This window comes from Oceanibaculum sp. (genome assembly GCF_022449305.1).
Classification (GTDB): Bacteria; Pseudomonadota; Alphaproteobacteria; order Oceanibaculales; family Oceanibaculaceae; genus Oceanibaculum; species Oceanibaculum indicum.
The window spans coordinates 1-24,546 of the sequence record NZ_JAKUSO010000053.1 but is presented as its reverse complement, the minus strand read 5'-3'; the positions used below and the strand labels follow the sequence as shown (position 1 = coordinate 24,546).

Sequence of the window (24,546 nt, the reverse complement as noted above, 5' to 3'; positions counted from 1 at the left end):
ATACAGGCAGGCATTTTCCGGCATTACTTCCGCCGAGACATGCCCGCATTCCGGACAGGTGAGCGTCGATTGCAGCACCGCCATCGTACCTCTCCTTAATCGCGCAGCCTGACGGCGCGCAGCCGCAAGGCATTGCCGATGACGCTTACCGAGGACAGCGCCATGGCGGCGGCGGCGAAGATCGGGGACAGCAGGATACCCAGGAACGGGTAGAGGATACCGGCCGCGACCGGCACGCCGGCCGCATTGTAGATGAAGGCGAAGAACAGATTCTGCCGGATATTCCGCATCGTCGCCTCGGACAGGCGCCGTGCCCTGACGATGCCCATCAGATCGCCGCTCAGCAGGGTCACGCCGGCGCTCTCGATGGCGACATCGGTGCCAGTGCCCATGGCGATGCCGACATCCGCCGCGGCCAGCGCCGGGGCATCGTTCACGCCATCGCCGGCCATCGCCACCACGCGGCCTTCCTCGCGAAGCTTCTTCACCACCGCCGCCTTCTGATCGGGCAGCACCTCGGCCTCAACCCGGTCGATGCCGAGCTTCCTGGCAACGGCCTGTGCCGTGGTCCTGTTATCCCCTGTCAGCATCACCACAGAGATGCCATCGGCATGCAGAGCCTTGATGGCGGCGGGCGTGGTGTCCTTCACCGGATCGGCAATCGCCACGACTCCGGCAGGCTTGCCGTCCACAGCCGCCAGAATCGCGGTGGCACCGTCCTGACGCAGAGCGTCGGCGATTTCTTCAAGGGCCCCCGTTTCGATATCGTGCTCGCCAAGGAACCGGGCATTGCCCACCACGAGCTTTCGTCCATCGACCGTACCCAGCACGCCCTTGCCGGTCGGCGAATCGAAGTCGCTGGCTTGCAGCAGGTCGAGCGACCGTTCCCTGGCGGCGGCCACGATGGCGGCGGCGAGAGGGTGCTCGCTGCCCTGTTCGAGGCTGGCAAGCAGGCGCAGAAGATCATCTTCTCCGAATCCGTCTTGCGCCCTGATCGCTATAACCTTGGGCCGGCCCTCCGTCAGGGTGCCGGTTTTGTCCACAATGACGGTATCGACCTTCTCCATGCGCTCCAGCGCTTCGGCATTCTTAATCAGGACGCCCTCCTGAGCCCCCCGCCCGACGCCGACCATGATCGACATTGGCGTCGCCAGCCCAAGGGCACAGGGACAGGCAATGATCAGCACGCTCACCGCCGCGATCAGCGCATACCCCATTGCCGGCGCCGGTCCCCAGAGAGACCAGGCCGCGAAAGCCAGCAGCGCAATCAGGATGACCGCTGGCACAAACCAGGAGGAGACCACATCCGCCAGCCGCTGGATCGGCGCGCGCGAGCGCTGCGCCTCGGACACCATCCGCACGATCTGCGCCAGCATCGTGTCTCGGCCAACCTTCTCTGCCCGCATAACGAAGCTGCCCTGGCCGTTGATGGTTCCGCCAATGACCTTGTCATCCGATTGCTTGCGGACCGGCATCGATTCTCCGGTTACCATCGATTCATCGACGCTGGAGCCGCCCTCAAGAACCATCCCATCGACCGGCACCCGGTCGCCCGGACGTACCCGCAACCGGTCACCAGCCTGAACACGGTCCAGTTCGACCTCCTCTTCGGTGCCATCTTCCGACAAGCGACGTCCGGTGGTCGGCGACATGCCGAGCAGCGCCTTGATCGCGCCAGAGGTCGTCTCCCGCGCCCGCAATTCCAGCACTTGCCCGAGCAGCACCAGGACGGTGATCACCGCCGCCGCCTCGAAATAGACCGCCACTGCCCCATCGGCATTGCGGAAGGCTGCGGGGAAGATCTGCGGCACCAGGGTGGCGACGATACTGTACAGCCAGGCGACACCGGTTCCCATGGCAATCAGGGTGAACATGTTGAGCGATCGATTGGCCACTGACTGGCAGCCCCGGACAAAGAACGGCCAGCCCGCCCAGAGCACGACCGGTGTCGCCAGGACCAGTTGGATCCAGTTCGATGTCTGCGCCGATATCAGATGCGACAGCCCGATCAGATGACCGCCCATCTCCAGCAGAAAGACGGGAACGGTCAGCACAAGGCCGATCCAGAACCGGCGCGACATATCGGCGAGTTCGGGGTTCGGGCCATCGTCCAGCGATGCCTCCGCCGGTTCCAGCGCCATGCCACAGATCGGGCAGCTGCCTGGGCCGACCTGGCGGATTTCAGGGTGCATCGGGCAGGTATAGATCGCGCCGGCATCCGTCTCCTTCTCAGCAGGCTTATCGCCGAGAAAGCTCTCCGGCGCTGCCAAGAATTTTTCCTGGCACCGCGCCGAACAGAAATAGAAGATGTGCCCCTTATGTGCGGCACGGTGCTTCGTCGCATGAGGGTCAACCTGCATGCCACAGACCGGGTCGATAGCACTCAAAGCGCCATTGTCTTTGGTCCACGAATGATCGTCGTGATGATGATGGCCGTGATGGTCCATGTCAGTACCTCTTGGTCGGATTGGAGCCTTGTCACGCCTCAGCGTTTTTCAGGCTGCGAGTGGCAGAAACTCAACGGACTGCGCACTCATTTCCACCAAGGTGGACCTTCCAGTGTTGGGAAGGTCAAGCCCTGCTGGGACCGGCCTCATTGGACATGCATATCGAAGTCCTAGGACTCTAAACCAACCTCCAGGGGGATGCAGGCAGTGTTCGGGCGCTTTCCCGCCCGGATCCTTGGAGTGGGGCCTTGGAGGAATCTGCCCGGCGATTCAATCTGGCGATCCTTGGATAGAGATGTGGCGTTCAATTAAAGCTCTAAAACGGCGCTGATGGGAAGTTCAGCTGACGGTGACGGCTAACCTTCGTCAACATTCAGCGAATAGCCGGTGCTGCGTCCCCCTCCCTTGTCCTTGACCAGTATCCCGCGCTCCAGCAGATCGGTGATGTCGCGCCACCGTGTCCGGCGAGCATTTCCCGCTCCGCACTGGCCTAGAATGATCTCCGCATATTCGGCGGAGATTATTCGCGCTATTCGCCGCAACTCAGTGCCGAAGGCTACCAGCTTAAATCTGGAATCGGATTCGAGCTGCTCGATGCGCAAAAAATGACCGCCCGCGAGTTCCCACACGAGTTCCCACAGCGGTTCCCACACGGGGTCCTAAGTGATTGAAATATATAGAGTAAAAAGAGATGGCGTCCCCACGGGGATTCGAACCCCGGTTGCCGCCGTGAGAGGGCGGTGTCCTAGGCCTCTAGACGATGGGGACCGCGAGGCGAGGCGCACTAGATAGCGAAAGCCTCCGCCCGGTTCAAGCGATTTCGTGGGCCGGAAGACGCTTTTCCGTCACAGCCTTGAAAAGGCCTGCCCCGCCACCCTACTCCGCTGCCTGGCGCGCTGCATGGGCAGCCGCGCGCTCCACGAATTTGCGCGCCGCCGCCTCTTCCGTGTTGAAGGCGGTCACCAGCCGGATGCTGGGTGCCTCGGCGCTGCCCCACTGGCCGAAGGCGAAACCGTCCGCCAGCAGCCCCTCGATGATGGCCGAAGGCAGCCGCGCGAAGATCTCGTTACCCTCCACCGGATGGTCCAGTTCGATGCCCGGCACGCCGGCCAGGCCTTCGGCGATGAGGGCCGCCATGCGGTTGGCGTGGCGCGCGTTCCTGAGCCACAGATCGCCCTCCAGATAGGCGTCGAGCTGGGACGACAGGAAGCGCATCTTGGAGAACAGGTGCCCACCCCGCTTGCGCCGGAAGGCGAAGTCGCGGGCAAGCTCCTTGTCGAAGAACACCACCGCCTCGGCGGCCAGCGCGCCATTCTTGGTGGCGCCGAAACTCAGCACATCCACCCCGGCCTTCCAGGTCAGTTCCGCCGGGGAACAATTCTGCGCCACCAGCGCATTGGCGAAGCGCGCGCCATCCATATGCAGCTTCAGCCCGTATTTCCGGCAGACCTTGCCGATGGCGGCCACCTCATCCGGGCTGTAGCGCGTGCCCGCCTCGGTCAGGTTGGTCAGGCTGACGCAGGCCGGCTGCACATGATGCACATTGCCGATGTTGGCGTCGGCCAAGCGGCGGTCGAGTTCCCGGGCATCGATCTTTCCATGCGGCCCCTGGACATGCACCAGCTTGGCGCCGCCGGAGAAGAATTCCGGCGCGCCGCACTCATCCTCCTCGATATGCGCATTCGGGTGGCAGTAGATCGCCCCCCAGGATGGCGTCAGGCAGGAAATCGCCAGCGCGTTGGCCGCCGTGCCGGTGGCGACCGGGAAGGCCGTCACCTCCGTCTCGAAAACCGCCGACAGCTTGTCCTGCACCCGCGCGGTGATCGGATCGCTGCCGTAGGAGGCCACACTGCCCTGGGCGGCTTCGGTCAGCGCCGCCAGGATTTCCGGCGAGGCGCCGGTCACATTGTCGCTGCGGAAATTCATCGGTTGTCGGTCCCTATCGCGCTGGTTCGAGCAGGAAGGAGCCAAGCACGCGCCCGCCGGCCATGTCGAGTACCATCAGCACGTCCCTGCCCCCCTCGCCCGCCAGATGCAGCACCAGCCGGTCGCCGGCCGGCACGATCTGCTGCAGGCGTGATCCAGCCGGCAGCGGGACGTTTGCCGGGTCGAAGGTTGCCAATGGCGCACCCGGCACCGCACCGGGCGCAAGAGACATAGTCACGGCGGGCTCCGGCTCTTCGGTCTTTCCGCCCAGTCGGCCCACAATCGTCGCGGCGATCACCGCCAGCCCGACGACAATCATGACACCCATCACCACCACGGCTATCTTCAAGGCTCTCATCGGCTTGGCCCACTCTCTTTCAGTGCGTTCCCGGTCAGGCTTGCAGGAATCCGAGGACCGGGATAGGCATTCGCCCCGCATGACGCAATCGAAAACCGAAACGGCACCAGCCGCCTCTTACGAGACCGTCACGGTCGAAGTTGGCAATGCCGGCGCGCGGCTGGACCGGTTCCTGGCCGCCAGGCTGGGCGACCTGTCGCGCAGCCGGCTGAAGGCGCTTATCGAGCAGGGCATGGTCACGGCAGCGGACGGGCCGGTCACCGACCCGTCGCGCAAGGTGAAGGAAGGCGAATGCTTCGCCGTCATCCTGCCACCGCCGGAAGCCGCCGAGCCGGACGCGCAGGACATCCCGCTCGTCGTGGTTTATGAGGATGACGATCTGATCGTCATCGACAAGCCCGCCGGCATTGTCGTGCACCCTGCCCCCGGCAACCCGGATTCGACGCTGGTGAACGCGCTGCTGGCGCATTGCGGCGACAGTCTCAGCGGCATCGGCGGGGTCCGGCGGCCCGGCATCGTGCACCGCATCGACAAGGACACCAGCGGCCTTCTGGTGGCGGCGAAGAACGACCTAGCTCATGCGGCACTTACCGAACAGTTCGCCGCCCATTCCATCGACCGCGCCTATCTGGCGCTGGTCTGGGGCGTGCCGGTGCCGCCTGCGGGCGAGATCGCCGGCAATATCGGGCGCAGCAGCCGCGACCGGAAGAAGATGGCCGTGGTCGGCTCCGGCGGGAAGCATGCGCTGACCCGCTACCGCACGCTGGGGCGGCATGGCACCCTCGCCAGCCTTGTCGAATGCCGGCTGGAAACCGGGCGCACCCATCAGATCAGGGTGCATATGGCCTCCCTCGGCCATCCGCTGGTCGGCGATGCGACCTATGGCGGCCGCCGAACTCGTAACACAGGCAGTAACGATCCCGTGAAGGCGGCGCTTTCCGGCTTCCCGCGCCAGGCGCTGCACGCCCGGGAACTCGGTTTCCTGCACCCGCGCAGCGGAAAAAGATTGTTATTTCAGAGCGCCTTACCAAATGACATCCAGGAGCTTCTGGATCGGCTCGCCATCCGGCTTCCCGTTGGAAATTGATTGTTTCCGTAAGCCACATTTATGCCATGACCAATGTGCTATATTTGGAAGCAATAGAGAGGCCCTTTTCGGATAAGGGCACGAACCTCTTGGAGGGAGTTTAGGAAATGGCAGCTGCGATCCCGTCGATGCCTGTCGTCAGCCCGGAAGGCAACCTGTCCCGGTACCTGCAGGAAATCCGCAAGTTCCCGATGCTGACGCCGGAAGACGAGTTCATGCTCGCCAAGCGCTGGACCGAGCATCAGGACGTCGATGCCGCGCATCAGATGGTCACCAGCCATCTGCGCCTGGTGGCTAAGATCGCCATGGGCTATCGCGGCTATGGCCTGCCGGTCGCCGAGCTGATTTCGGAAGGCAATCTCGGCCTCATGCACGCGGTGAAGCGGTTCGATCCTGACCGGGGTTTCCGCCTGGCCACCTATGCCATGTGGTGGATTCGCGCGGCGATACAGGAATATATCCTGCATTCCTGGTCGCTGGTGAAGATCGGCACCACGGCGGCGCAGAAGAAGCTGTTCTTCAACCTGCGCAAGCTGAAGGGCAAGCTGAACGCCATCGATGAGGGCGACCTCAGCCCGGAGAATGTCACCAAGATCGCCACTCAGCTGGAAGTGCCGGAGCAGGATGTGGTGAACATGAACCGCCGGCTTGCCAGCCCGGACCACTCGCTGAACGCGCCGCTGCGCATTGATGGCGATGGCGAGTGGCAGGACTGGCTGGTGGATGAGTCCGAGACCCAGGAGACCATGCTGGCCGAGCATCAGGAAGTTAGTCGCCGCCGGAAGCTGCTGTCGCAGTCGATGAAGGTGCTGAACGACCGCGAGCGCAACATCCTGATGCAGCGCCGCCTGCGCGAGGACCCGATGACGCTGGAGGATCTGAGCCAGGAATATGGCATCAGCCGCGAGCGCGTGCGGCAGATCGAGGTCCGCGCCTTCGAGAAGCTGCAAAAGGCGATGAAGAACGCCGCCATCGAGGAAAAGCTGGCGCATTAGTCCGCCGGCCAAACCTTAAGAAACGAAAAGCCCCCGGAAACGGGGGCTTTTTTGTTGCCTAAAGAAACGAGGCCCGAAGAAACGGGCTTCAGCCCTTCGCCTGTTCGCCCTCAGCATCCTCCGGTTCCGGCTTGGCCAGAGCGGCGGGTTCTGTCGTCCCCTCGGCGGTGGCGCTGCGGGTGATGCTGTCGCCCCACTCCGTCACCAGTTCCTTCTGGTATTCGCGCAGCTTGTTGATCCGCCGGTCGAGCTGGAAGCGCAGATAGGCAGCCACCACGTGCGGGGCGGCGTAATAGATTACCCAGCCTACCGAGGCGGCGGCATACATCACCAGCCAGGACACCGGATCGCCGACAATCCGCCACGCCATCGTGAAGCTGTGCTCCTGCGTCCACAATTGCAGCATGAAGGGCAGCACGCCGCAGAAATTCATGCAGCCGACCGAGAAGGCCGCGTATTTCTCACGCCGGCCATCGACGATATAGGCGACCAGCGTCGGTAACATGCCGACTGCCGCGACCACCATGGTGGGCAGCACCGCCAGCCCCAGCCCCAGCACCGTGACCAGCATCAGCAGCTTCCAGCCACCACGGCTCTGCTGCTTGTCCTTAGCCCCTGGCCGCCGGGCACCGCCGGCGGGCGCCTTGGCTTTCGCCTTTGCCTTGTCACTCATGGGTGCGGTGCCGATCGATCTGCGTTCGTCATATCATATAGAATGCCAGAATCGCCACAGAGGCCAGGCCGCCGATGACGCCGCTGGCAACGGCCGACACCTGTTCGCCCAGCAGTCTGGCCGTATATTCCATGTAGTTCGCCTCGTTCTGCAGCTGCTTCACCTGCATGTCGGCCCGCCCGAAGCTTGCAATCGCGGCCCGATATCCTTGCTCGTCCTTGGCGCGGGCCTGATTATCCTCCACCAGGACCATCATCTTGCCAATGATGCCTGATTTCGCCGCTACCTCCAACTCGCTCAGCATCTGCTTGCGGCGTTTCAGGTTATGAAACTGGCTCAGCACCGGGCGCAGATGGATTTCCAGCCAGCGGCAGAGGTTCGGCAACGGGCCGTTGCTCGACAGCCCCTGCACGAACGCCATTAGCCGGACCTGTGCCACGATGCGCGCGAAACCGTCCGCCTCTGCCGCCAGCGGCCGTATCCAGCGGTCGGTGACCTGCCGGCAGCGCGAGGCGATGAAGGCCGCCGTGTGCCGGTCCAGCGGCTCATGCGACGGCAGGCGCTCGGAAACCGCCGCCTCCATCGCCGGCAGCAGATCCTCGTAATTCACGACAAGCCGGCTTTCAATCAGCGGGCTGAGGCAGTGGATCGAGGGGCTCAGCTCATAGATGATGCGTTCATAGCCAAAGCCTGGCCCGGTCTGCGCCATCAGCGTGGCCATGCGATCCAGCAGGCTTTGCAGCCGCGCGAAATCAGTACGCTGCGCCGTGTTGGTGGCGAACCAGGTTGAGGGCACCTTGGCCGCCAGCAATTCTCCCAGCTTCTGCCGTTGGGCCTGGCTGCCAGCGCTTGCCGGCACAATGTAGGCAATACCGTCCGGGTTGACACTGATGCCCTTGAAGCTGATCGGCGAGGACGGGAACAGCACCATGCAGGCGCGCGACAGGGCCTTGGCATCCGCCGGTTCCGGCCCGGTACCGCCGACAATGCCCTGGAGAGACTTGGCAAGATCCTCGGCATGCAGGCTGCGGCGCAGCCAATTGTCGAAGGACTGGCTGCGCACCATCTGGGCGCCGCTTTCCCAGTCCAGCGACAGCCGGAAGGCAGCCGACTGGCTGGTCACGCACTCCGCCTTGCCGATGGTGATGGCGCGCGCCGCCTTCAGCGGCAGCTTGCCACGCTGGGTCTTGCGGTGCCGGCCAGCCAGCCAGTGCTCCAGGTCGGTGATGCCCCAGCGTTCGCGCGGATCGTCATTCAGCAGGCCGCGCAGCATTTCCACAATGGGCAGCGACATTGTATAGCGGCCGGCAAGGGCGGAGAACGAGCCCAGTTCCATTTTCAGATGCAGCAGGTCGTTATTGCTTCCCTCCATCTCGGGCTTCTTGCCCAGCAGCAGGCACAGGATGGTCACGCCCAGCGCGTAGTAATCGTCGGTATGCTCGCCATCGCCCCGGCCAAGCGGATCCGCCATGGCGCTTTCGATGGACTCCAGAAAGTCAGGCTGGTCGGCCGCCGGCGGCGCGGAAAAGCATTCGCCCAGCACCAGCCCCCTGTTGTCCCCGGAATGAAACAGGTTGGACGGCCGGATGGCGCGATGGGTGACGTTGCGCGCCTGCAGTTCCTTCAGCACCGGCAGCATGCGCGGCAGGATCTGGCGCTCCATCGCCTCTTCCGGAAACGGCTTGAAGGAGGTCTCCTCACTTGCCGTCAGCCGTGGACCTGATGGCCGTTCGTAGATCAGGCACATCTGCCGGTACGCATCGCCGCGTCGGCCGGTCTGCCCGGAATCGAGCAGCGTCAGCAGGCCCGGCAAGCGGCATTCCCGCATCTCGTCCAGTGCCGACAGCCGGACCGGAAGACGGCGGTCCAGCAACAGCCCCATCAGCGGAAGCGGCCGGTCGCCCTGCGTATCGATGACATTATAGGCCTTGGCGCGCGGCGAATCGAAGGCCGGCAAGGGGTCGTCCGTGACGATCTCGTACCGCCCCTTCAGCGTCAGCTTGCCGTTTGCCGCAGCTTCGGCCATCCGCCTACCTCATCCGTCAAACCGATGTTTTCTTTATGTTAACACTTACAGGACGATCCCCACGATAAAACTTCACATCGCCTTCAAAGCTGAAACCGGATGACGGAAACGGCTTTAATCCGCAAAAGGATCTTTCATAAGGATCGTATCATCGCGATCCGGGCTGGTGGAGAGCAGCGCCACCGGCGCCTCGATCAGCTCCTCGATGCGGCGGATGTACTTGATCGCGGTGGCCGGCAGTTCCTTGTAGCTGCGCGCGCCCTGCGTGCTCTCCTGCCAGCCCTCGAAACTCTCGTAGATCGGCTCGACCTTCGCCTGCAGCTCCTTGCCGGCCGGGAAATGATCGTACTCCTTCCCGTCATGGCGGTAGCCGACACAGACCTTGATCTCCTCCAGCCCGTCCAGCACGTCCAACTTTGTCAGCGCGATGCCGTCGATACCGCCGACCTTCACGGCCTGACGCACCATCACGGCATCGAACCAGCCGCAGCGCCGCTTGCGTCCGGTAACGGTGCCGAACTCACGGCCGCGCTCGCCCAGGCGCTGGCCAATCTCGTTTTCCTGCTCGGTCGGGAACGGGCCGGAGCCGACGCGCGTCGTATAGGCCTTGGTGATGCCCAGCACATAACCGACATGGCTCGGCCCGATGCCGGCACCGCTGGACGCCTGCCCCGCCACTGTATTGGAGGAGGTCACATAGGGATAGGTGCCGTGGTCGATATCCAGCATGGTGCCCTGTGCGCCTTCCAGCAGCACACGCTTGCTCTGCTTGCGGGCTTCCTCCAGGTGGCGCCAGACACTGTGCGCATAGGGCAGCAGCTTCGGCGCGATCTCCTTCAGCGCGGCCAGAAGCTCAGCGGCATCGACCTCCTCGACGCCAAGGCCGCGCAGGAAGGCGTTGTGGTGGGCAACCAGGTCATCGACCTTCTCGGCCAGCGTCTCCGGCTCCGCCAGATCGCAGATGCGGATGGCGCGACGGCCGACCTTGTCCTCATAGGCCGGGCCGATGCCGCGGCCGGTGGTGCCGATCTTGCGCGCGCCCTTCGCCTCCTCGCGCGCCTGGTCGATGCGCTGGTGCAGCGGCAGGATCAGCGCCGCATTATCGGCAACCTTCAGCGTGTCGGGGGTGATGTTCAGCCCCTGCGCGCGCACCGTCTCGATCTCGCGCAGCAGCGCCCAGGGATCGACCACCACGCCATTGCCGATGATCGACAGCTTGCCGCGCACGACGCCCGAGGGCAGCAGGCTGAGCTTGTAGGTCTGGTTGCCGCAGACAATGGTATGACCGGCATTGTGGCCGCCCTGGAAGCGCACCACGACATCGGCGCGCTCGGAGAGCCAATCGACGATCTTGCCCTTGCCTTCATCGCCCCACTGGGCGCCGATGACCGTAACGTTGGACATGCTGCTTACTCGCGGTTTCTTGCGTTGCTGAGGATAGTCTGACGCGTGACGAACTAGGACGCGACAGGCGAAATACTGTCGCCATGCAGCCAGTGGCTGCAGGCCAGCCGCCGCGCCTCCGCCTGGCTGTCGGCTGCCGGTTCAAGCCCTGTGACGACCGTCCAGCCCTCTCCGGCCAGACGGACGGCTTCGGCGCGCGGCGTCCCATAGGGCAGGAACAGCCGGCGGCCATTCTCCAGCGCCGGCAGGGCGCGCATCACGGTGTCCATATAGAGCGTATAGCCGGTGGCGGGCTCGCGCGATGCGCCGGCCAGATAGCGCCCGCCCCGCCCCAGCTCGCCGCGAATGCCGCGCGCGAACAGGCTGAAGCTGATGCCGGTATGATATTCGAAGCCGCGATTCTCCACCGGATCGACGGTGATGGTGACATCCGGACGGGCGGCGCGCATCAGGTCGACGACCTGGCGCAGCCGGGCCAGCACCTCCTGCCCGGCGGGCGGCAGATCGAGGCCTGCCAGCTTCTCGAAGGCGCGGTTCACCGGGCCGCTGGCCTGCAACAGCTCTGCCAGCACACTGCCGACGGCCCCGCCGACAGCGGCGACCTCCGCTGCGTCCTTGCGGTCAAGGGCAGCGCGGATACGCACGATGCCAGGGGCGTCCAGCCCGGCGGCAGCGCAGACCGCCGGCACAAGCGTGGGCATCATCAGGTCGATGGAGGCATTGCGCACACCGACGGCGGCCAGCGCTTCCAGCGCCATGACGCAGATTTCCGCGTCAGCGGCGGCGGACGGGCTGCCGATCAGCTCCGCGCCGACCTGCACGAACTGCCGCTCCGGCGACAGCTGGGAGCCCAGCACGCGCAGCACCTCGCCGGCATAGGACAGGCGCAGCGGCCGCGCCGCATTAGCCAGCCGTGTAGTAGCAATGCGCGCGATCTGCATGGTCATGTCCGCACGCACGCCCATCATGCGCTGCGAGACCGGGTCCATGACACGGAAAATGCGGGTGCCCATCTTCGGGCTGGCGCCGTCCAGCAGGCTGGCCTCGAATTCGACCAAAGGCGGCTTCACCAGCTGGTAGCCATAGCCGCGCATATAATCCAGCAGCGTCCGGACAGCTTCGGATTCCTGGGCCGCTTCGGGCGGCAGCACATCGCGCAGGCCGTTGGGAAGCAGCGCGCGCGGGCCGGTATCGCCGGCGTTTTGCGCCGTCACCTGTATCCTCCGGGTTCTTCGAGAAACCGCCCGCTTACCTACCGGGTTTGACCCGATTGGGCAAACGGAAAACCGGCGGGCCGGCAGGCGGTCCCCGAAAAATCGCCGGAAGCCGCGGATCAGAAGCTGCTGCGCACCCCGACCAGCGCGGTCAGGCCGCGCCCGGCAAAGCCGTTCGACGGCTCATACTCGCGGTCGAACAAATTGTAGACCTTGCCGAACAGCGAGACATCCTCGCGCAGCTGGTAGGCACCCGACAGGTTGACCAGCGTGTAGGAGCCGTTCGGGCGGTTGCCGAGGAAATTGCCGGCATCGTCATAGGCCACGTCCAGCCGGCTGCCGACATAGACCAGCTCCGGCCCGAAACTGAAGTCCCGCGCCGGCTTCAGATCGACCGCAAGCGCCCCCTGATGGCGTGGACGGCGCAGCAGCAGCTGGCCAGTATCCTCGTTGCGGGCCTGCATCCAGGTATAGGTCAGACGGGTCTCGATCCAGTCCGCCGGGCGCAGGGTGAGGAACGTCTCCACCCCCTCGCTCGACGCCTCGCCGATATTCACCACGGTCTGCAGGGCAAAATCGTTGGTGATCAGATTCTCGGTGTCGGTCTTGAAATAGGTCGCCCCGAAGCTAACCGCCTGCGCCCGCCCGCGCACCGGCAAATCGGTCTCGAACCCAACCTCCCAGGAGACGGATTCCTCCGGGTTCAGGCCGGTGTTGCCGCGATAGCCGTAATTGTCCACGCCATAGCGGTCATAGAGGGTCGGCGGCTTGTTGGCGGTGCCGACCGCACCGGAAAACCGCGTCAGGATTTCCGGCACGGCGACCACCGCGCCGATCCGGTAGGTCAGGGTATTGCCGTAATCGTCCGGCAGGTCATAGCGCAGCCCGGCGGTCACATCGATGCGCTCGGTCACCCGCGCCTGAAGGTTGGTGTAGAGCGCATAGTCATTGGAATCGGCATCGAGGGACTGGGTGAACGGCCCCCAGACGCTGACCGAATTGGTGCTGGTCTCCACCGTGCTGCGCGCGGCACTGCCGCCGAAGACCAGCACCGTATCGCGCAGGCCCGCCAGATCGCCGAGGCGATAGGTGTTCTGCATCTCGGCGAAGCTGCGCACCGATTCGTAGCTGTCGTCGGTCAGGTTGGCGCTGAAGGCATCCGGCCGGTTGGTGAAGCTCCGGTCGTGGCGGCTCTGCCCGACATCGACTCGTGAGGTCAGGCTACCGTCGAGCAGATAGGCCTCTGCGCCCAGCTTGTAGAGAAAATGCTCGTTCTCGCCGCTGTAGTTCGGCTCGTCATAGGGTACATTGTCGAGGTCGAATTCGTTGCGGCGATAGCGCAGCAGCGCGTCCACCCGCCCGGCATTGCCAATGTCATAGCCCAGCTTGCCGGTCAGCGTGGTGATCTCGGAGCCATCCTCCTCCCCGGTGTTGCGGGCGATCCGGGAGGGCGAGAGGTTGACGCCGTCGGTGCGGAAATGCTCGGCGCTGACCATATAGTCGAAACCATCCGAGCGGCCGCGCAGACCCGCCTGTGCCTGCGCCGTGCCGTGGCTGCCTCCGGCGGCCTGGCCGAAGATTTCAGCTTTCTTCCGGGACGGCGCACGGGTGATCAGATTGATGACGCCGCCGATAGCGTTGCTGCCATAGAGGCTGGAAACCGGGCCGCGCACTACCTCGATGCGCTCAAGGTCACCGACCAGATCGTCGCCGAAATTATAGGCGCCGCCCGCCCCCGAGGGGTCGTTCACCGGTACGCCATCGACCAGCACCAGCACATGGTCGCTGTTGGCGCCGCGCATGAAGACGGAGGTCTGCTGACCCGGCCCGCCAAGACGCACGACGGAGATACCGGGCACGGTGCGCAGCGCCTCCTCCACGCTCTGGTAGCCGCCACGGTCAATGGCCTCGCGGTCGATCACCGTGACCCGGGCCGGTACGCGCTCCAGCTCGGTTTCGGCGCGAGTCGCGGTGATGACGATGTGCGGCATGAGCTGGGCGACGCTGTCGCCGGGCTGGGTCTGCGCGCGGACGGCGGCAGCGGGAAGTGCGGCAGCGCAGAGGGCGCTGCCGATCAGCAGATAAGAACGGAAAGACATGGGAACCCCACCGAGAGATGACGCGAAAGCAGGTTGCGCGACACCGGAAGGGGAATGAATGCCCCATGATGGAGAGAGTAAGACCCGCGACAGCCCATAACCCTTCCGCCCCCGGCAACCCGGCCAATGGAATGGCGTCACCGCTGCGGACAGCCGTTCCGACGATTCACCCCGATCGACGGTCGCGGGACGTGCTCGCGCTGGCAGGTCTCCTGACTTGCGGGTCGCTGCACCGATCCTGCCTTCCCGGTTTCCCAGTGGCCTGTTTGGACCGGCACTCGCCGCTTACAGTTGCGGGGACAGTCGCGGCATTGCCCGGCCGGGGCCAGACGCACCGCGTTCCCTTTTCATCCCTTGCGGGAACCAACGCTGGCTCCAGTTCTATAGGATTGCCGACCGGCGAGGCAAGGACGCATAGCGCAGGCATGCATACCATCGGCCACCAATAGCCTCTGGCCTCCCCGCTTCCGCCTCGCTACTCTCTTGCCATCTCGTTGGCTGCGCCGCCGTCCGGCAGGCACCGGCCTCCCATCTCAGGAGCGACTCCCCTTATGTTCTACGAACCCGACAAGAAGAATCACGGCCTGCCGCGCGACCCGTTCAAATCGCTGGTGGTGCCGCGGCCGATCGGCTGGATTTCCACGCTGGACGAGGATGGCCGCCCCAACCTCGCCCCCTACAGCTTCTTCAACGCCGTTGCGTCCGACCCGCCCTGCGTGATGTTCGCCGCCGGCCTGCGCCCGGAAGCGCCGGCCTTCAAGGACAGCCATGGCAATGCCGAGAAAACCGGCGAGTTCGTGGTCAACATGGCGACCTTCGATCTGCGCAACGAGATGAATATCTCCTCCGCCGGTCTGCCTGCCGGGCAGAACGAGTTCGAGGCTGCCGGGCTGGAGATGCTGCCCTCCAGCATGGTGAAGCCGCCGCGCGTGAAAGGCTCCCCGGTGCATCTGGAATGCAAGTATCTGCAGACCGTGAAGATGCCGAGCTGGGACCCGGAGCGCGGCAATTACGTGATCTTCGGCCGCGTGGTCGGCATTCACATTGCCGACGAGGTCATCAACGAGAAGGGCTTCGTCGATGTGACGCGGTTCCGCCCGATCTCGCGCCTTGGCTACATGGAATATGCCGTGGTGAACGAGGTCTTCGTGATGAACCGCCCGGACTGACCGGATAAGACATCACGGCAGGAAGATGATCTCTCCGGCCTGACCCAGGGCGGCGGCCAGCGACTCGAGCCGCCGCTTCACCACATCGCCGCCCAGCGCGGCATGCGCCGGGGCAATGGCGAACTGCAGTTTGCCCAGCCCCGGCCGCAGCGGCGTATCGCGCAGGATGCCGGGCGCACCGCCGGTGAAGGTGTGCGCCAGGCGCAAGGCGACACCCAGCACAAGCGCCTGCTGGGCCTGCTCCTTGTCCAGCAGCTTCTTCGCGATCTCCGCCGCTGGAAGGTCGATATTGCCGACATAGCGCGCCATCAGCGCCAGCGCGACGAAGGCCCGGCCGGCATGGTCGAATCCCGGGATCGGCGCGCGCAGCACCTTCCAGAAGGCGTTTTCCGCGCGGTAGTCGGGATGTTCCGCCCAAGCGGTATCCGACAGGATGCAGGCAGCGTGGCGAAGCCGTCGGCGTAGCGGCGTGTCGTCGGGAAACAGCGGCGCCGTCCAGTCCAGCAGTTCCTCGCCATGCGGCGGAAAACGCCCGGCAGCAGCAGCGATCTTGCGTGCCGATTCGATCAGCGGGTCCAGCGCCTTGTCGGCGTCCGGCAGCAGGTCGAACAGGCAACCCTCGCGCAGGCCATAGGCGGAGAAGACCACGCTCGATGGTTCGGCCAGCGTCAGCAGCCGGCGCATCAGCAACGCCGCCATCGGGATGGTGTCCAGCCGGCGCTTGGAAACGCCATTGATGGCTTTCAGGTCGGACTTCCCGATCTGCTGCAACCGGTCGAGGAATTCCACCAGTACCGGTGTCTGCAGGCGATATTCATGGAGGATGTGCAGCGGATAGCTGCTCATCTCCATATGCGCCTTGGCGATGGAGCGCCAGCCGCCGCCAACGGCATAGAGCGGCCGCCCCTTCAGGCCGGACAGCCAGGGCACGCTGGACAAATGCTGGTCGATATGGGCGATCAGCTTCTTGCGGTTCGGCGCCCCGTCCAGCGCAGCCAGCCGCAAGGGCCCCAGCGGCAGGGTCGTCTGCTGGCCGATATTGCCGACACGCAGATCGACCAGCTCCATGCTGCCGCCGCCGAGATCGCCGGCCATGCCATCGGCCTGCGGCATCGCGCACAACACGCCCAGTGCCGACAGCCGTGCTTCCTCCGTGCCTGAGAGAATGCGGATATCGAAGCCCAGCCGGCGCTCCACCTCCTCGACGAAAGCGGCCCCGTTGCCGGCATCGCGCACGGCGGCGGTCGCCAGCACATGCAGCGTGGTGACCTCCATGCCGCGCGCCACGGCGGCGAAGCGCGCCAGACTGTCGAAGGCAGCCGTCACGCCCTCTTCCGAAAGCTGGTTTGTCTCGCTCAGCCCCTTGCCGAGGCCGCAAAGCGCCTTCTCGTTGAACAGCGGCAGAAAGCCGCGTTCCAGCCGGTCATAGACCACGAGGCGGATGGAGTTGGAACCGATGTCGATGACACCGACATGGCCACCGGTTCCAAACGTGCCGGTATTCAGCCCGGAAGCCGGACCGTCGATCCGTTTTTCCTGCATTGCGTCCTAAGTCGCGTTCCGATGCGGATCAGCTCACCACCAAACGCGGCAGTGGTTGCGACTTCTTAAGGGCACTGCCCCGGCCCGACAAGCTTGGATTCGTCATGAAGTAGTGATGGGCGTTGAAATCCCCCTCCCCGGCGGACAGGCGGCTGTAGGTGCCATCGGGGCGCAGACGCCAGCTTTGCTGCACATCCTTCAGGTTGGCGACCATGATCTGGTCGAGGATCTGCTCATGCACCGTGGGGTTGTCGATCAGCACCAGCGTCTCGACACGGCGGTCCATGTTCCGCTGCATCCAGTCGGCCGAGGAGATGAACAGCTTGTTCTCCGGCGAGGGCATCGGATGGCCGTTGGCGAAGCAGGCGATCCGGCCATGCTCCAGGAAGCGGCCGACGATGCTCTTCACCCGGATATTCTCCGACAGCCCCTTGATGCCGGGGCGCAGACAGCAGATGCCGCGGATTACCAGCTCGACCGGCACACCGGCCTGCGAGGCACCGTAGAGCGCATCGATCAGCTTCTCATCGACCAGCGAGTTCAGCTTCACCCAGATGCCTGCCGGCTTGCCCGCCTTGGCATTGCGCACCTCGTTGCGGATCTGCGCCAGCAGGGTATCGCGCAGGCTGAACGGCGCCATCGCCAGCTTCGACAGCTTCGCCGGCTGGGCATAGCCGGTCATGAAGTTGAACACGCTGGCGGCGTCCTGGCACAGCTCCGGATCGCAGGTGAAGAAGGACAGGTCGGTGTAAATCTTGGCCGTCACCGGATGATAATTGCCGGTGCCAAAATGGCAGTAGGAGCGCAAGCTGCCGCCTTCGCGGCGCACCACCAGAGAGACCTTGGCGTGGGTCTTAAGGTCCATGAAGCCATAGACCACCTGGCAGCCGGCGCGCTCCAGATCGCGCGCCCAGCGGATATTCGCCTCCTCGTCGAAGCGCGCCTTCAGCTCCACCATCGCGGTGACCGACTTGCCGCTCTCGGCCGCCTCGATCAGCGCCTTCACGATGGGCGAGTCCTGCGAGGTGCGGTACAGCGTCTGCTTGATCGCGATGACCGCCGGGTCGCGCGCGGCCTGGCGCAAGAACTGCACCACCACGTCGAAGCTCTCGAACGGGTGATGCACCACAATGTCCTTGTGCCGGATCGCCGCGAAGCAATCGCCGCCGAAATCGCGGATACGTTCGGGGAACCGGGCATTGAACGGCTTGAACAGAAGATCGCTGCGCTCCGAAACAATCAGCTGCGACAGATCGTCGATGCCGATCATCTCCTCCAACGAGAACACATCCTGCGGCCCCACCCCTAGCTGATCGACGACGAAGCCGCGCAGATCGTCCGGCATGCTGCCATTCACGGTCAGCCGGATCACGCTGCCGCGCCGGCGCCGGCGCAGGGCGCTCTCGAACAGGCGGACCAGATCTTCCGCCTCCTCGTCGATTTCCATTTCGCTGTCGCGCAGCACGCGGAAGATGCCGCTGCCCAGCAGCTCGAACCCCGGGAACAGCTTCTCGTAGAACTGCACGATGAGATGTTCCAGCGGCAGGAAGCGGATCGCCGCCCCCGGCAGGCGGATGAAACGGCCGATCTGCGGCGGCATCGGTACCAGCGCCTCCAGCCGGCGCTTGTCGGAACCACGCTGCAGCTGCAGCACGATGGCCTTGCCCTTGTTCGGCAGGAATGGGAAGGGATGCGCCGGATCGACCGCCAGCGGCGTCAGCGTCGGGAATACCTGTTCCATGAAATAGCGTTCCAGCCATTTCTGGTCGGTCCGGCTGACCTGCGCCCACTCGATCACGGCGAGGCCGACCGACCGCAGCTCCTCACGCAACGCGCGCCAGCAGCTCTGCTGCTCGGTCACCAGCTTTGCGGTGGCCTGCCAGATCGCATCCAGCTGCTGCGCCGGGGTCAGCCCGTCCTGACTCTGTGTATTCACATTCGCCTCGACCTGGCCCTTCAGGCCGGCGACGCGGACCATGTAGAACTCGTCGAGGTTGGAGGAGGAAATCGACAGGAAGCGCAGCCGTTCCAGCAGCGGGTGCTTCGTGTTCCCCGCCTCTTCCAGAACCCGGCCGTTGAAGCCCAGCCAGGACAGTTCACGGTTGAAAAACCGCTTGGGGGAATGGATATCCACCGCGTCGGCAGTCTCGATCTCGGCTGTCGTCACGTCTGTCTCCTCCATTCCATAGTGCTGGCGGCAACCGGGCCGTATCCTACCTCTTCAAATAGCACGGGGCCGGGGCAGTGTCATGCAAGCCCCGGCCCCGCAGCGTGACGGTTTCGTGAAGTTTTCGGCTTACAGCGTGCCGTTATAGGCGCCGCCATCCATCACCAGGTTCTGCCCAGTGACGAAGCCGGAATGGCTGCTGCAGAAATAGGCGCAGGCAACGCCGAATTCCTCGATAGTGCCGAACCGGCCGGCCGGATTCTGCTGACGGCGGGAATCCAGCACCTCATCGATGCTCTTGCCAGCCTGCTTGGCGGCACCCTCGGCCGTCTTGCGCACGCGGTCGGTCTCGAACGGGCCGGGCAGCAGATTGTTGATCGTCACATTATGCTTCACGATCTGCCGCGACAGGCCGGCGACGAAGCCGGTCAGGCCGGCGCGCGCGCCATTCGACATGCCGAGGATCGGAATCGGCGACTTCACCGAGGCCGAGGTGATGTTCACGATGCGCCCGAACTTGCGCGAGATCATGCCGTCCACCGTCGCCTTGATCAGCTCGATCGGCGTCAGCATGTTGTCGTTAATCGCCTTGTTCCAGTCGTCCAGCGACCAGTCGCGGAAATCGCCCGGCGGCGGGCCACCGGCATTGTTCACCAGAATGTCCGGGTTCGGGCAGGCCGCCAGCAGCTTGGCCCGGCCTTCCGGGGTGGTGACGTCGCAGGCAATTGCGGTCACCTTGGCGCCGGTCTCCTTGCGGATTTCCTCGGCGGTGGCCTCCAGTGCTTCCGCGCCGCGGGCGGAGATCACCAGTTCCACCCCCTCGCCGGCCAGCGCCAGCGCGCAGCCCTTGCCCAGCCCCTTGCTGGAGGCGCAGACAATCGCCTTGCGGCCCTTGATACCCATATCCATGGATCAGTTTCCTTCCTGTTTATTGTCATCGTCCCGCCGCGCCGGCATGTCCGTTTCCTCCGGCCAATCCTGCGAGAGGATTTCGCGCGCCAGCGGCACCGTGATGTTGCGCCGGGAGGCAAGCGCCGCCCGGTCCAGCCGGTCAACGATGGCGCGCAGGGAGGCGAAGGAACGTTCGATGCGGGGCAGCAGAAACTGCACAAGGTCCTGACTTACCATGAGCTGACGGTCGGCGAACAGCTTTACCATGACAGCCGCCAGCAGCGGCTCGTCCGGCGCGCCCAGCCCCACCGCCGGCAGGGCTGCCAGCCTGGAATGCAGGTCGGGCAGCCGCGCCGCCAGCCGCGCAGGCGCGTCACGCATGGTCAGCAGCAGATGGCCGTCGCGTTCCCCCAGCAGGTTAAGCAGATGCAAGAGGCCGCGCTCATCCGACACCCGGTCGGCATTGTCCAGCACCAGGGCGGTCGCCTCACCTAGCAGCGCCGGTACCGCCGCCTGCGTCACCGCCGAGGCATCGGTGCGCCGGGCACCGCTGATGCTCTGCCAGACCGAGGCCAGATGCGTCTTGCCGCAACCCGCCGGACCATAGATCACCAGCGCATGAGGCAGCCGGCCGACACGCGGCCAGTCCGGCCAGCGATCCAGCCAGGCGACGGCGTCTGCGTTGCTGTCGGCCACGAGAAAATCCTCCCGCCCCAGCGCGGGCCGGTACGGCAGATCGAAGGCAAGCTGTTTCATGGTAAATCGTCGTTCGACAGATCGTCAGCCTGTATCTTCTGCCCCGGTACCGGGCGGCCGCGATGCTCGTAGAGCGGGCTTTGCAGATATTGCTGGATGGCAAAGCGCGCCATGACGCCGACCACGGCGGCGACCGGCACAGCAACCAGCACGCCGACAAAGCCGAACAGCGCACCGCCTGCCAGCAGCGCGAACATCACCCAGACCGGATGCAGCCCCACCTTGTCGCCAACCAGGTTCGGCGTCAGCAGATTGCCCTCGATGGCCTGGCCGGCGACGAAGATCGCCGCCACCGCGATCACCCAGGTCAGGTCGCCGAACTGCACCAGCGCCAGGCCGATGCTGGCGATCCCGCCGACAATGGAGCCGACGAAGGGAATGAAGGAGATCACCCCGGCAAACAGGCCGATGACCAGACCGAAATCCAAGCCGACCAGCGTCAGGCCGATGGCATAGAACAGCCCCAGCAGCAGACAGACCATCGCCTGGCCGCGCACAAAGCCGGACAGGGTTTCGTCGATCTGCCGGGCAAGGTCGCGGATGGTCGGTGTCTGCTCGCGCGGCAGCCAGCCATCCACCCGCTCGACGATGCGGTCCCAGTCGCGCAGCAGATAGAAGGCGACGATGGGCGTGATGAGGATCAGCGACAGGATATTGGCGACCGCCGCACCGCCGCTGATGACATTGCCGACGACACCCGCCGCCCATTTCAGCACCGCGCCGGAGGAACCGAGAATATCCGACATGCCGCTGTCCGGCTTGTCCGCCAGCCGGCGCTGCACCTCCGCCACCAGCGGCGTCAGCCTTTCGTACAGCACGTCCAGCTAGCCCGGCAGCCGCTCGCCCAGCCGGACCGCCTGATCGTGCAGCAGCGGCACCAGCAGGATGACAAGCAGGACGAAGAAGGCAAAGAACAGCAGCAGCGCCAGCATGGTGCCCAGCCAGCGCGGCAGCCGCACCCGTTCCATCCGGTCCACGACAGGATCGAGGAAATAGGCGACCGCCATGCCGGCGACGAAGGGCAGCAGGATGTCGCCCAGCAGATACAGCGCCGCCATGAGCGCGAGGATCGCCAGCAGCCAGAAGCTCGCGCGTTGCCGAAGGGTCATTACTGGCGTTCTCCCACCATGGCGCGGCTGCCCCATATCCAGACATAGGCAGCCCCGGAAAACAGCGTGGTACAGGCAACCAGCACGGTCATCGCCTCAACCGGCCAGCCGGCAATCCAGGGATAGTCCGGCTGTGCCAGCGCCTTGCCGCCCAGCACGACCAGAACGAGCCCGACCTGCGCCGCCGTATTGACCTTGGAAATCAGCAAGGGCGCCATCGCCACCTTATATCCCATTGTCTGCAGCAGGATGACACCGCCCACGATCAGCACATCCCGGAACACCACCAGAATGACCAGCCAGTTCGGCAGCGAGCCCAGATAGCCCAGCGTCACATAGACCGACATCAGCAGCGCCTTGTCGGCAATCGGGTCGATATAGCCGCCAAACTCCGTCCGTGCATTGAACCGCCGGGCGAGATAGCCGTCCACCGCGTCGCTGAGGCCGGCCAGCAGGAACAGCCAGAGCGCCAGATCGCCACGGCTGTCGAGCAGCGCCCAGATCACCACCGGCACGATGCCGATGCGGGCGAGGCTGATCAGGTTGGGCAGCACATAGAAGAAGGACACCGGGAGGGCCTCCAGAGGGTACACGGCACTGTCGCACAGCCGCCTGCCGGGCGTCAGCCGTCATTGCGCCGAGAGACGCCAGGCAGAACCTCCCGCCGCAAGCGGATCAGAAGCCAGGGACAGGCCGCGCTGTGCCAGGGCGACGCGCAGCTGTTCGGGCTGGCCGGCATACCACAGCACGATCTCGGCCTCGCCACGCGACAGGGCGACGAGGTCCTGGCGGCGGATCATGCCGATCTCGGCCAGCTTGCGGCGCAGCGCCGTCCATTCCTCCAGCCCCGAGACAGCGGTGACAACCGCCAGCCGGTTTTCCAGGCCCGGCCTAACGGCGGTCGCATTCTTCCAGGCTTCATCCAGGCGGCTGGAAACCTGACGCACGGCGCGCGCGAACATCTCCGACCCGGTCTCCCCGGAAGCGGCGGTGACGCGTTCGCTGCGTGTTTCCGGCTCGCCCGCGGCATCGTAACGGGTGAAACGGATATCGAGCGCCTGCTGCCCGCCGGATTCTGCCGGGCTGGCAATGGCCACCAGGCTCGCCACCGCGCCATAGCGCCGCGCCATGGCAGACAGCCGCTCGCGATCACCGGTCTCCGCCTGCTCTGCCGACAGGCCGACCAGATCGGCGGTATCGGCCAGCGGCACCAGGACCGGCACGAGGCTCTGGCCGAGGCTGGCGCGCTCCCAGGCGTCACGCCAGGGATTCGGGTCTTCCCACAGCAGCATGCCGGAGTCCGGCGACTGCCAGAGCGGCAGCACCAGCACCGGCTGGCTGGGTGTCGTCACCGACGGGAGGTCGGCGCGCGCCAGCAGGGCCTGAATCTCGGCCGGGTTGAAGCGCACCACCATTTTGGCGATATAGCGCACGCCAGAGGCCCGCTCGTCGCGCACCTCGAAGCCCTGCACCAGAGTATCCAGCGCCGCACCGGACGGAGCGGCTGGCAGCCTGCCGTGCACCGATTCCGGCGTCAGCTTCTCCAGCAGCATCCTGAAGGCGGCGCGCTGGCCTTCCGCATAGGCCTGCTCGCGCGCGGCAACGGCGCTGCCGGCTGTCACATCGACCGGCACGCCCTCCACCGTATAAAGCCTGGCAGCCGACTGCGCGGCAGCCGTCCCGGCCCCGGCCAGAAGTCCGCCAAGAGCCAGCAGGCCGATCAGAACGAGGTGGGTCGAAACCCTGTGGCGATGCACCATTGCAAAGCGTCCCGTATTCGTTATTGTCTGGCCGCCCGACGCTCCGGCACGGCCCTCTTGGGGTCATAACGGCCAGACGCGGCGCTTGATCCACTTACTTCGCAAAATGGGGGCGAAGAGCACCCCATCGCAAGGGCTTATATCCGATGGCGGGTGACGACACCACCAACCAGGCCTCCAAGGACCAGAAGGCCGGCCGAAACACCCTCACCTACCGCGATGCGGGTGTCGATATCGATGCCGGTGACGCGCTGGTCGAGGCGATCAAGCCGCTGGCCAAATCCACGGCGCGGCGCGGGGCCGATGCGGCGCTGGGCGGGTTCGGCGCGGCCTTCGACCTGAAGGCCGCCGGCTTCACCGACCCGATCCTGATCGCCGCGACCGACGGTGTGGGCACCAAGCTGAAGGTGGCCATCGACAGCGGCCATCATGCGACGGTCGGTATCGATCTGGTCGCCATGTGCGTGAACGATCTTGTCGTGCAGGGTGCGGAGCCGCTGTTCTTCCTGGATTACTACGCCACCGGCAAGCTGGAGCCGGCGGTCGCGCGCGATGTCGTGTCCGGCATCGCCGAGGGCTGCCGGCAGGCCGGCTGCGCACTGATCGGCGGCGAGACAGCGGAGATGCCGGGCATGTATGGCAAGGGCGACTACGACCTTGCCGGCTTTGCCGTGGGCGCCGTCGAACGCGACCGGCTGCTGACGGGCGACGGCGCCGCCGAGGGCGATATCCTGCTCGGCCTCGCCTCCAGCGGCGTGCATTCCAACGGCTATTCGCTGGTGCGCCGCGTGGTCGCCGATCTGGGCGTCGATTACGAATTCCCCGCCCCGTTCGACATGGATCAGACGCTGGGCGCCGCGCTGCTGGCGCCAACGCGCATCTATGTGAAATCCTGCCTTGCCGCTATCGCTGCGGGCGGCAAG

General features: G+C 65.1%; 19 protein-coding genes, 1 tRNA gene, 1 pseudogene and 1 riboswitch. Of the genes and pseudogenes, 4 read left to right on the top strand and 17 right to left on the bottom strand.

Going from position 1 to position 24,546, the window contains the following annotated elements; translation table 11 throughout:
• Positions 1-95: 95 nt before the first annotated feature.
• The 5 genes from MK313_RS14200 to MK313_RS14180 form a co-directional block, all read right to left on the bottom strand.
• Positions 96-2,447 carry a heavy metal translocating P-type ATPase gene (locus MK313_RS14200; protein ID WP_287782363.1) on the bottom strand — a complete coding sequence of 784 codons (2,352 nt, stop codon included), beginning with the start codon at positions 2,445-2,447 and terminating at the stop codon, positions 96-98.
• Positions 2,448-2,803: 356 nt separating this feature from the next.
• A complete protein-coding gene (locus tag MK313_RS14195; protein WP_287782361.1) occupies positions 2,804-3,100 on the bottom strand; it encodes a hypothetical protein in 297 nt (98 codons plus the stop codon).
• A 39-nt stretch (positions 3,101-3,139) separates the two neighbouring features.
• Positions 3,140-3,215: transfer RNA gene (locus MK313_RS14190), tRNA-Glu, on the bottom strand.
• A 108-nt stretch (positions 3,216-3,323) separates the two neighbouring features.
• On the bottom strand, positions 3,324-4,373 hold the full coding sequence (locus MK313_RS14185; protein WP_287782359.1) for a threonine aldolase family protein: 1,050 nt from the start codon (positions 4,371-4,373) through the stop codon (positions 3,324-3,326).
• Between the two features lie 13 nt (positions 4,374-4,386).
• Entirely contained in the window at positions 4,387-4,731 is a 345-nt protein-coding gene (locus MK313_RS14180; protein WP_287782358.1) for a hypothetical protein, read from the bottom strand.
• 79 nt (positions 4,732-4,810) lie between these two features.
• Between MK313_RS14180 and MK313_RS14175 the strand changes: the two genes are divergently transcribed.
• Together MK313_RS14175 and rpoH are read left to right on the top strand one after the other, a co-directional pair.
• On the top strand, positions 4,811-5,818 hold the full coding sequence (locus MK313_RS14175; protein WP_287782357.1) for an RluA family pseudouridine synthase: 1,008 nt from the start codon (positions 4,811-4,813) through the stop codon (positions 5,816-5,818).
• 107 nt (positions 5,819-5,925) lie between these two features.
• Complete coding sequence (gene rpoH / locus MK313_RS14170; RefSeq protein WP_287782355.1) at positions 5,926-6,813, top strand: RNA polymerase sigma factor RpoH; 888 nt, start codon at positions 5,926-5,928, stop codon at positions 6,811-6,813.
• Positions 6,814-6,901: 88 nt separating this feature from the next.
• On the opposite strand, the gene MK313_RS14165 is transcribed toward rpoH, so the two are convergent.
• The 5 genes from MK313_RS14165 to MK313_RS14145 all read right to left on the bottom strand — a co-directional run bounded on the left by MK313_RS14165 (position 6,902) and on the right by MK313_RS14145 (position 14,229).
• Positions 6,902-7,486, bottom strand: coding sequence for a hypothetical protein (locus MK313_RS14165; RefSeq protein ID WP_287782353.1), 585 nt, complete (start codon positions 7,484-7,486; stop codon positions 6,902-6,904).
• A 28-nt stretch (positions 7,487-7,514) separates the two neighbouring features.
• Positions 7,515-9,512 carry a hypothetical protein gene (locus MK313_RS14160; protein ID WP_287782351.1) on the bottom strand — a complete coding sequence of 666 codons (1,998 nt, stop codon included), beginning with the start codon at positions 9,510-9,512 and terminating at the stop codon, positions 7,515-7,517.
• A 114-nt stretch (positions 9,513-9,626) separates the two neighbouring features.
• Positions 9,627-10,916 (bottom strand): adenylosuccinate synthase, encoded by a 1,290-nt coding sequence (locus MK313_RS14155; protein WP_121217437.1) that lies wholly within the window; start codon positions 10,914-10,916, stop codon positions 9,627-9,629.
• A gap of 53 nt (positions 10,917-10,969) precedes the next feature.
• On the bottom strand, positions 10,970-12,130 hold the full coding sequence (locus MK313_RS14150) for an ATP phosphoribosyltransferase regulatory subunit (RefSeq protein ID WP_287782349.1): 1,161 nt from the start codon (positions 12,128-12,130) through the stop codon (positions 10,970-10,972).
• 119 nt (positions 12,131-12,249) lie between these two features.
• Positions 12,250-14,229: a TonB-dependent receptor plug domain-containing protein gene (locus MK313_RS14145; RefSeq protein ID WP_287782347.1), complete on the bottom strand. Its 1,980-nt coding sequence runs from the start codon at positions 14,227-14,229 to the stop codon at positions 12,250-12,252.
• 184 nt (positions 14,230-14,413) lie between these two features.
• Positions 14,414-14,612, bottom strand: a riboswitch (cobalamin riboswitch).
• 168 nt (positions 14,613-14,780) lie between these two features.
• Between MK313_RS14145 and MK313_RS14140 the strand changes: the two genes are divergently transcribed.
• On the top strand, positions 14,781-15,398 hold the full coding sequence (locus tag MK313_RS14140; protein ID WP_121217432.1) for a flavin reductase family protein: 618 nt from the start codon (positions 14,781-14,783) through the stop codon (positions 15,396-15,398).
• 12 nt (positions 15,399-15,410) lie between these two features.
• Here the strand turns inward: MK313_RS14140 and MK313_RS14135 are convergent, their stop codons facing one another.
• From MK313_RS14135 to MK313_RS14105, 7 genes and pseudogenes are all read right to left on the bottom strand, one after another.
• On the bottom strand, positions 15,411-16,940 hold the full coding sequence (locus MK313_RS14135) for a Ppx/GppA family phosphatase (RefSeq protein ID WP_287782344.1): 1,530 nt from the start codon (positions 16,938-16,940) through the stop codon (positions 15,411-15,413).
• Positions 16,941-16,968: 28 nt separating this feature from the next.
• Positions 16,969-19,122: an RNA degradosome polyphosphate kinase gene (locus MK313_RS14130; RefSeq protein ID WP_287782343.1), complete on the bottom strand. Its 2,154-nt coding sequence runs from the start codon at positions 19,120-19,122 to the stop codon at positions 16,969-16,971.
• A gap of 114 nt (positions 19,123-19,236) precedes the next feature.
• A complete protein-coding gene (locus tag MK313_RS14125) occupies positions 19,237-20,016 on the bottom strand; it encodes an SDR family oxidoreductase (protein ID WP_008945314.1) in 780 nt (259 codons plus the stop codon).
• Between the two features lie 3 nt (positions 20,017-20,019).
• Complete coding sequence (locus tag MK313_RS14120) at positions 20,020-20,754, bottom strand: HdaA/DnaA family protein (protein ID WP_287782340.1); 735 nt, start codon at positions 20,752-20,754, stop codon at positions 20,020-20,022.
• Positions 20,751-21,863, bottom strand: a pseudogene (locus MK313_RS14115) (AI-2E family transporter). Before MK313_RS14115 ends, MK313_RS14120 begins: the two are co-directional and overlap by 4 nt.
• The gene (locus MK313_RS14110; protein WP_287782339.1) at positions 21,863-22,432 is read right to left on the bottom strand and encodes a CDP-alcohol phosphatidyltransferase family protein; all 570 of its coding nucleotides are present in this window, start codon (positions 22,430-22,432) and stop codon (positions 21,863-21,865) included. The pseudogene MK313_RS14115 and the gene MK313_RS14110 overlap by 1 nt, the downstream one beginning before the upstream one ends.
• Positions 22,433-22,492: 60 nt before the next feature.
• Positions 22,493-23,623: a DUF2066 domain-containing protein gene (locus MK313_RS14105; protein WP_287782337.1), complete on the bottom strand. Its 1,131-nt coding sequence runs from the start codon at positions 23,621-23,623 to the stop codon at positions 22,493-22,495.
• 146 nt (positions 23,624-23,769) lie between these two features.
• Between MK313_RS14105 and purM the strand changes: the two genes are divergently transcribed.
• The coding region (gene purM / locus MK313_RS14100) for a phosphoribosylformylglycinamidine cyclo-ligase (protein WP_287782335.1) at positions 23,770-24,546 on the top strand (777 nt) is incomplete at its 3' end.

Excerpts from the sequence above, each read along its gene's own strand:
- MK313_RS14200 (WP_287782363.1), bottom strand. The coding sequence starts at position 2,447 with ATGGACCATCACGGCCATCATCATCACGACGATCATTCGTGGACCAAA.
- MK313_RS14185 (WP_287782359.1), bottom strand. The coding sequence starts at position 4,373 with ATGAATTTCCGCAGCGACAATGTGACCGGCGCCTCGCCGGAAATCCTG.
- MK313_RS14180 (WP_287782358.1), bottom strand. The coding sequence starts at position 4,731 with ATGAGAGCCTTGAAGATAGCCGTGGTGGTGATGGGTGTCATGATTGTC.
- MK313_RS14175 (WP_287782357.1), top strand. The coding sequence starts at position 4,811 with ATGACGCAATCGAAAACCGAAACGGCACCAGCCGCCTCTTACGAGACC.
- rpoH (WP_287782355.1), top strand. The coding sequence starts at position 5,926 with ATGGCAGCTGCGATCCCGTCGATGCCTGTCGTCAGCCCGGAAGGCAAC.
- MK313_RS14165 (WP_287782353.1), bottom strand. The coding sequence starts at position 7,486 with ATGAGTGACAAGGCAAAGGCGAAAGCCAAGGCGCCCGCCGGCGGTGCC.
- MK313_RS14160 (WP_287782351.1), bottom strand. The coding sequence starts at position 9,512 with ATGGCCGAAGCTGCGGCAAACGGCAAGCTGACGCTGAAGGGGCGGTAC.
- MK313_RS14155 (WP_121217437.1), bottom strand. The coding sequence starts at position 10,916 with ATGTCCAACGTTACGGTCATCGGCGCCCAGTGGGGCGATGAAGGCAAG.
- MK313_RS14145 (WP_287782347.1), bottom strand. The coding sequence starts at position 14,229 with ATGTCTTTCCGTTCTTATCTGCTGATCGGCAGCGCCCTCTGCGCTGCC.
- MK313_RS14140 (WP_121217432.1), top strand. The coding sequence starts at position 14,781 with ATGTTCTACGAACCCGACAAGAAGAATCACGGCCTGCCGCGCGACCCG.
- MK313_RS14135 (WP_287782344.1), bottom strand. The coding sequence starts at position 16,940 with ATGCAGGAAAAACGGATCGACGGTCCGGCTTCCGGGCTGAATACCGGC.
- MK313_RS14130 (WP_287782343.1), bottom strand. The coding sequence starts at position 19,122 with ATGGAGGAGACAGACGTGACGACAGCCGAGATCGAGACTGCCGACGCG.
- MK313_RS14125 (WP_008945314.1), bottom strand. The coding sequence starts at position 20,016 with ATGGATATGGGTATCAAGGGCCGCAAGGCGATTGTCTGCGCCTCCAGC.
- MK313_RS14120 (WP_287782340.1), bottom strand. The coding sequence starts at position 20,754 with ATGAAACAGCTTGCCTTCGATCTGCCGTACCGGCCCGCGCTGGGGCGG.
- MK313_RS14105 (WP_287782337.1), bottom strand. The coding sequence starts at position 23,623 with ATGGTGCATCGCCACAGGGTTTCGACCCACCTCGTTCTGATCGGCCTG.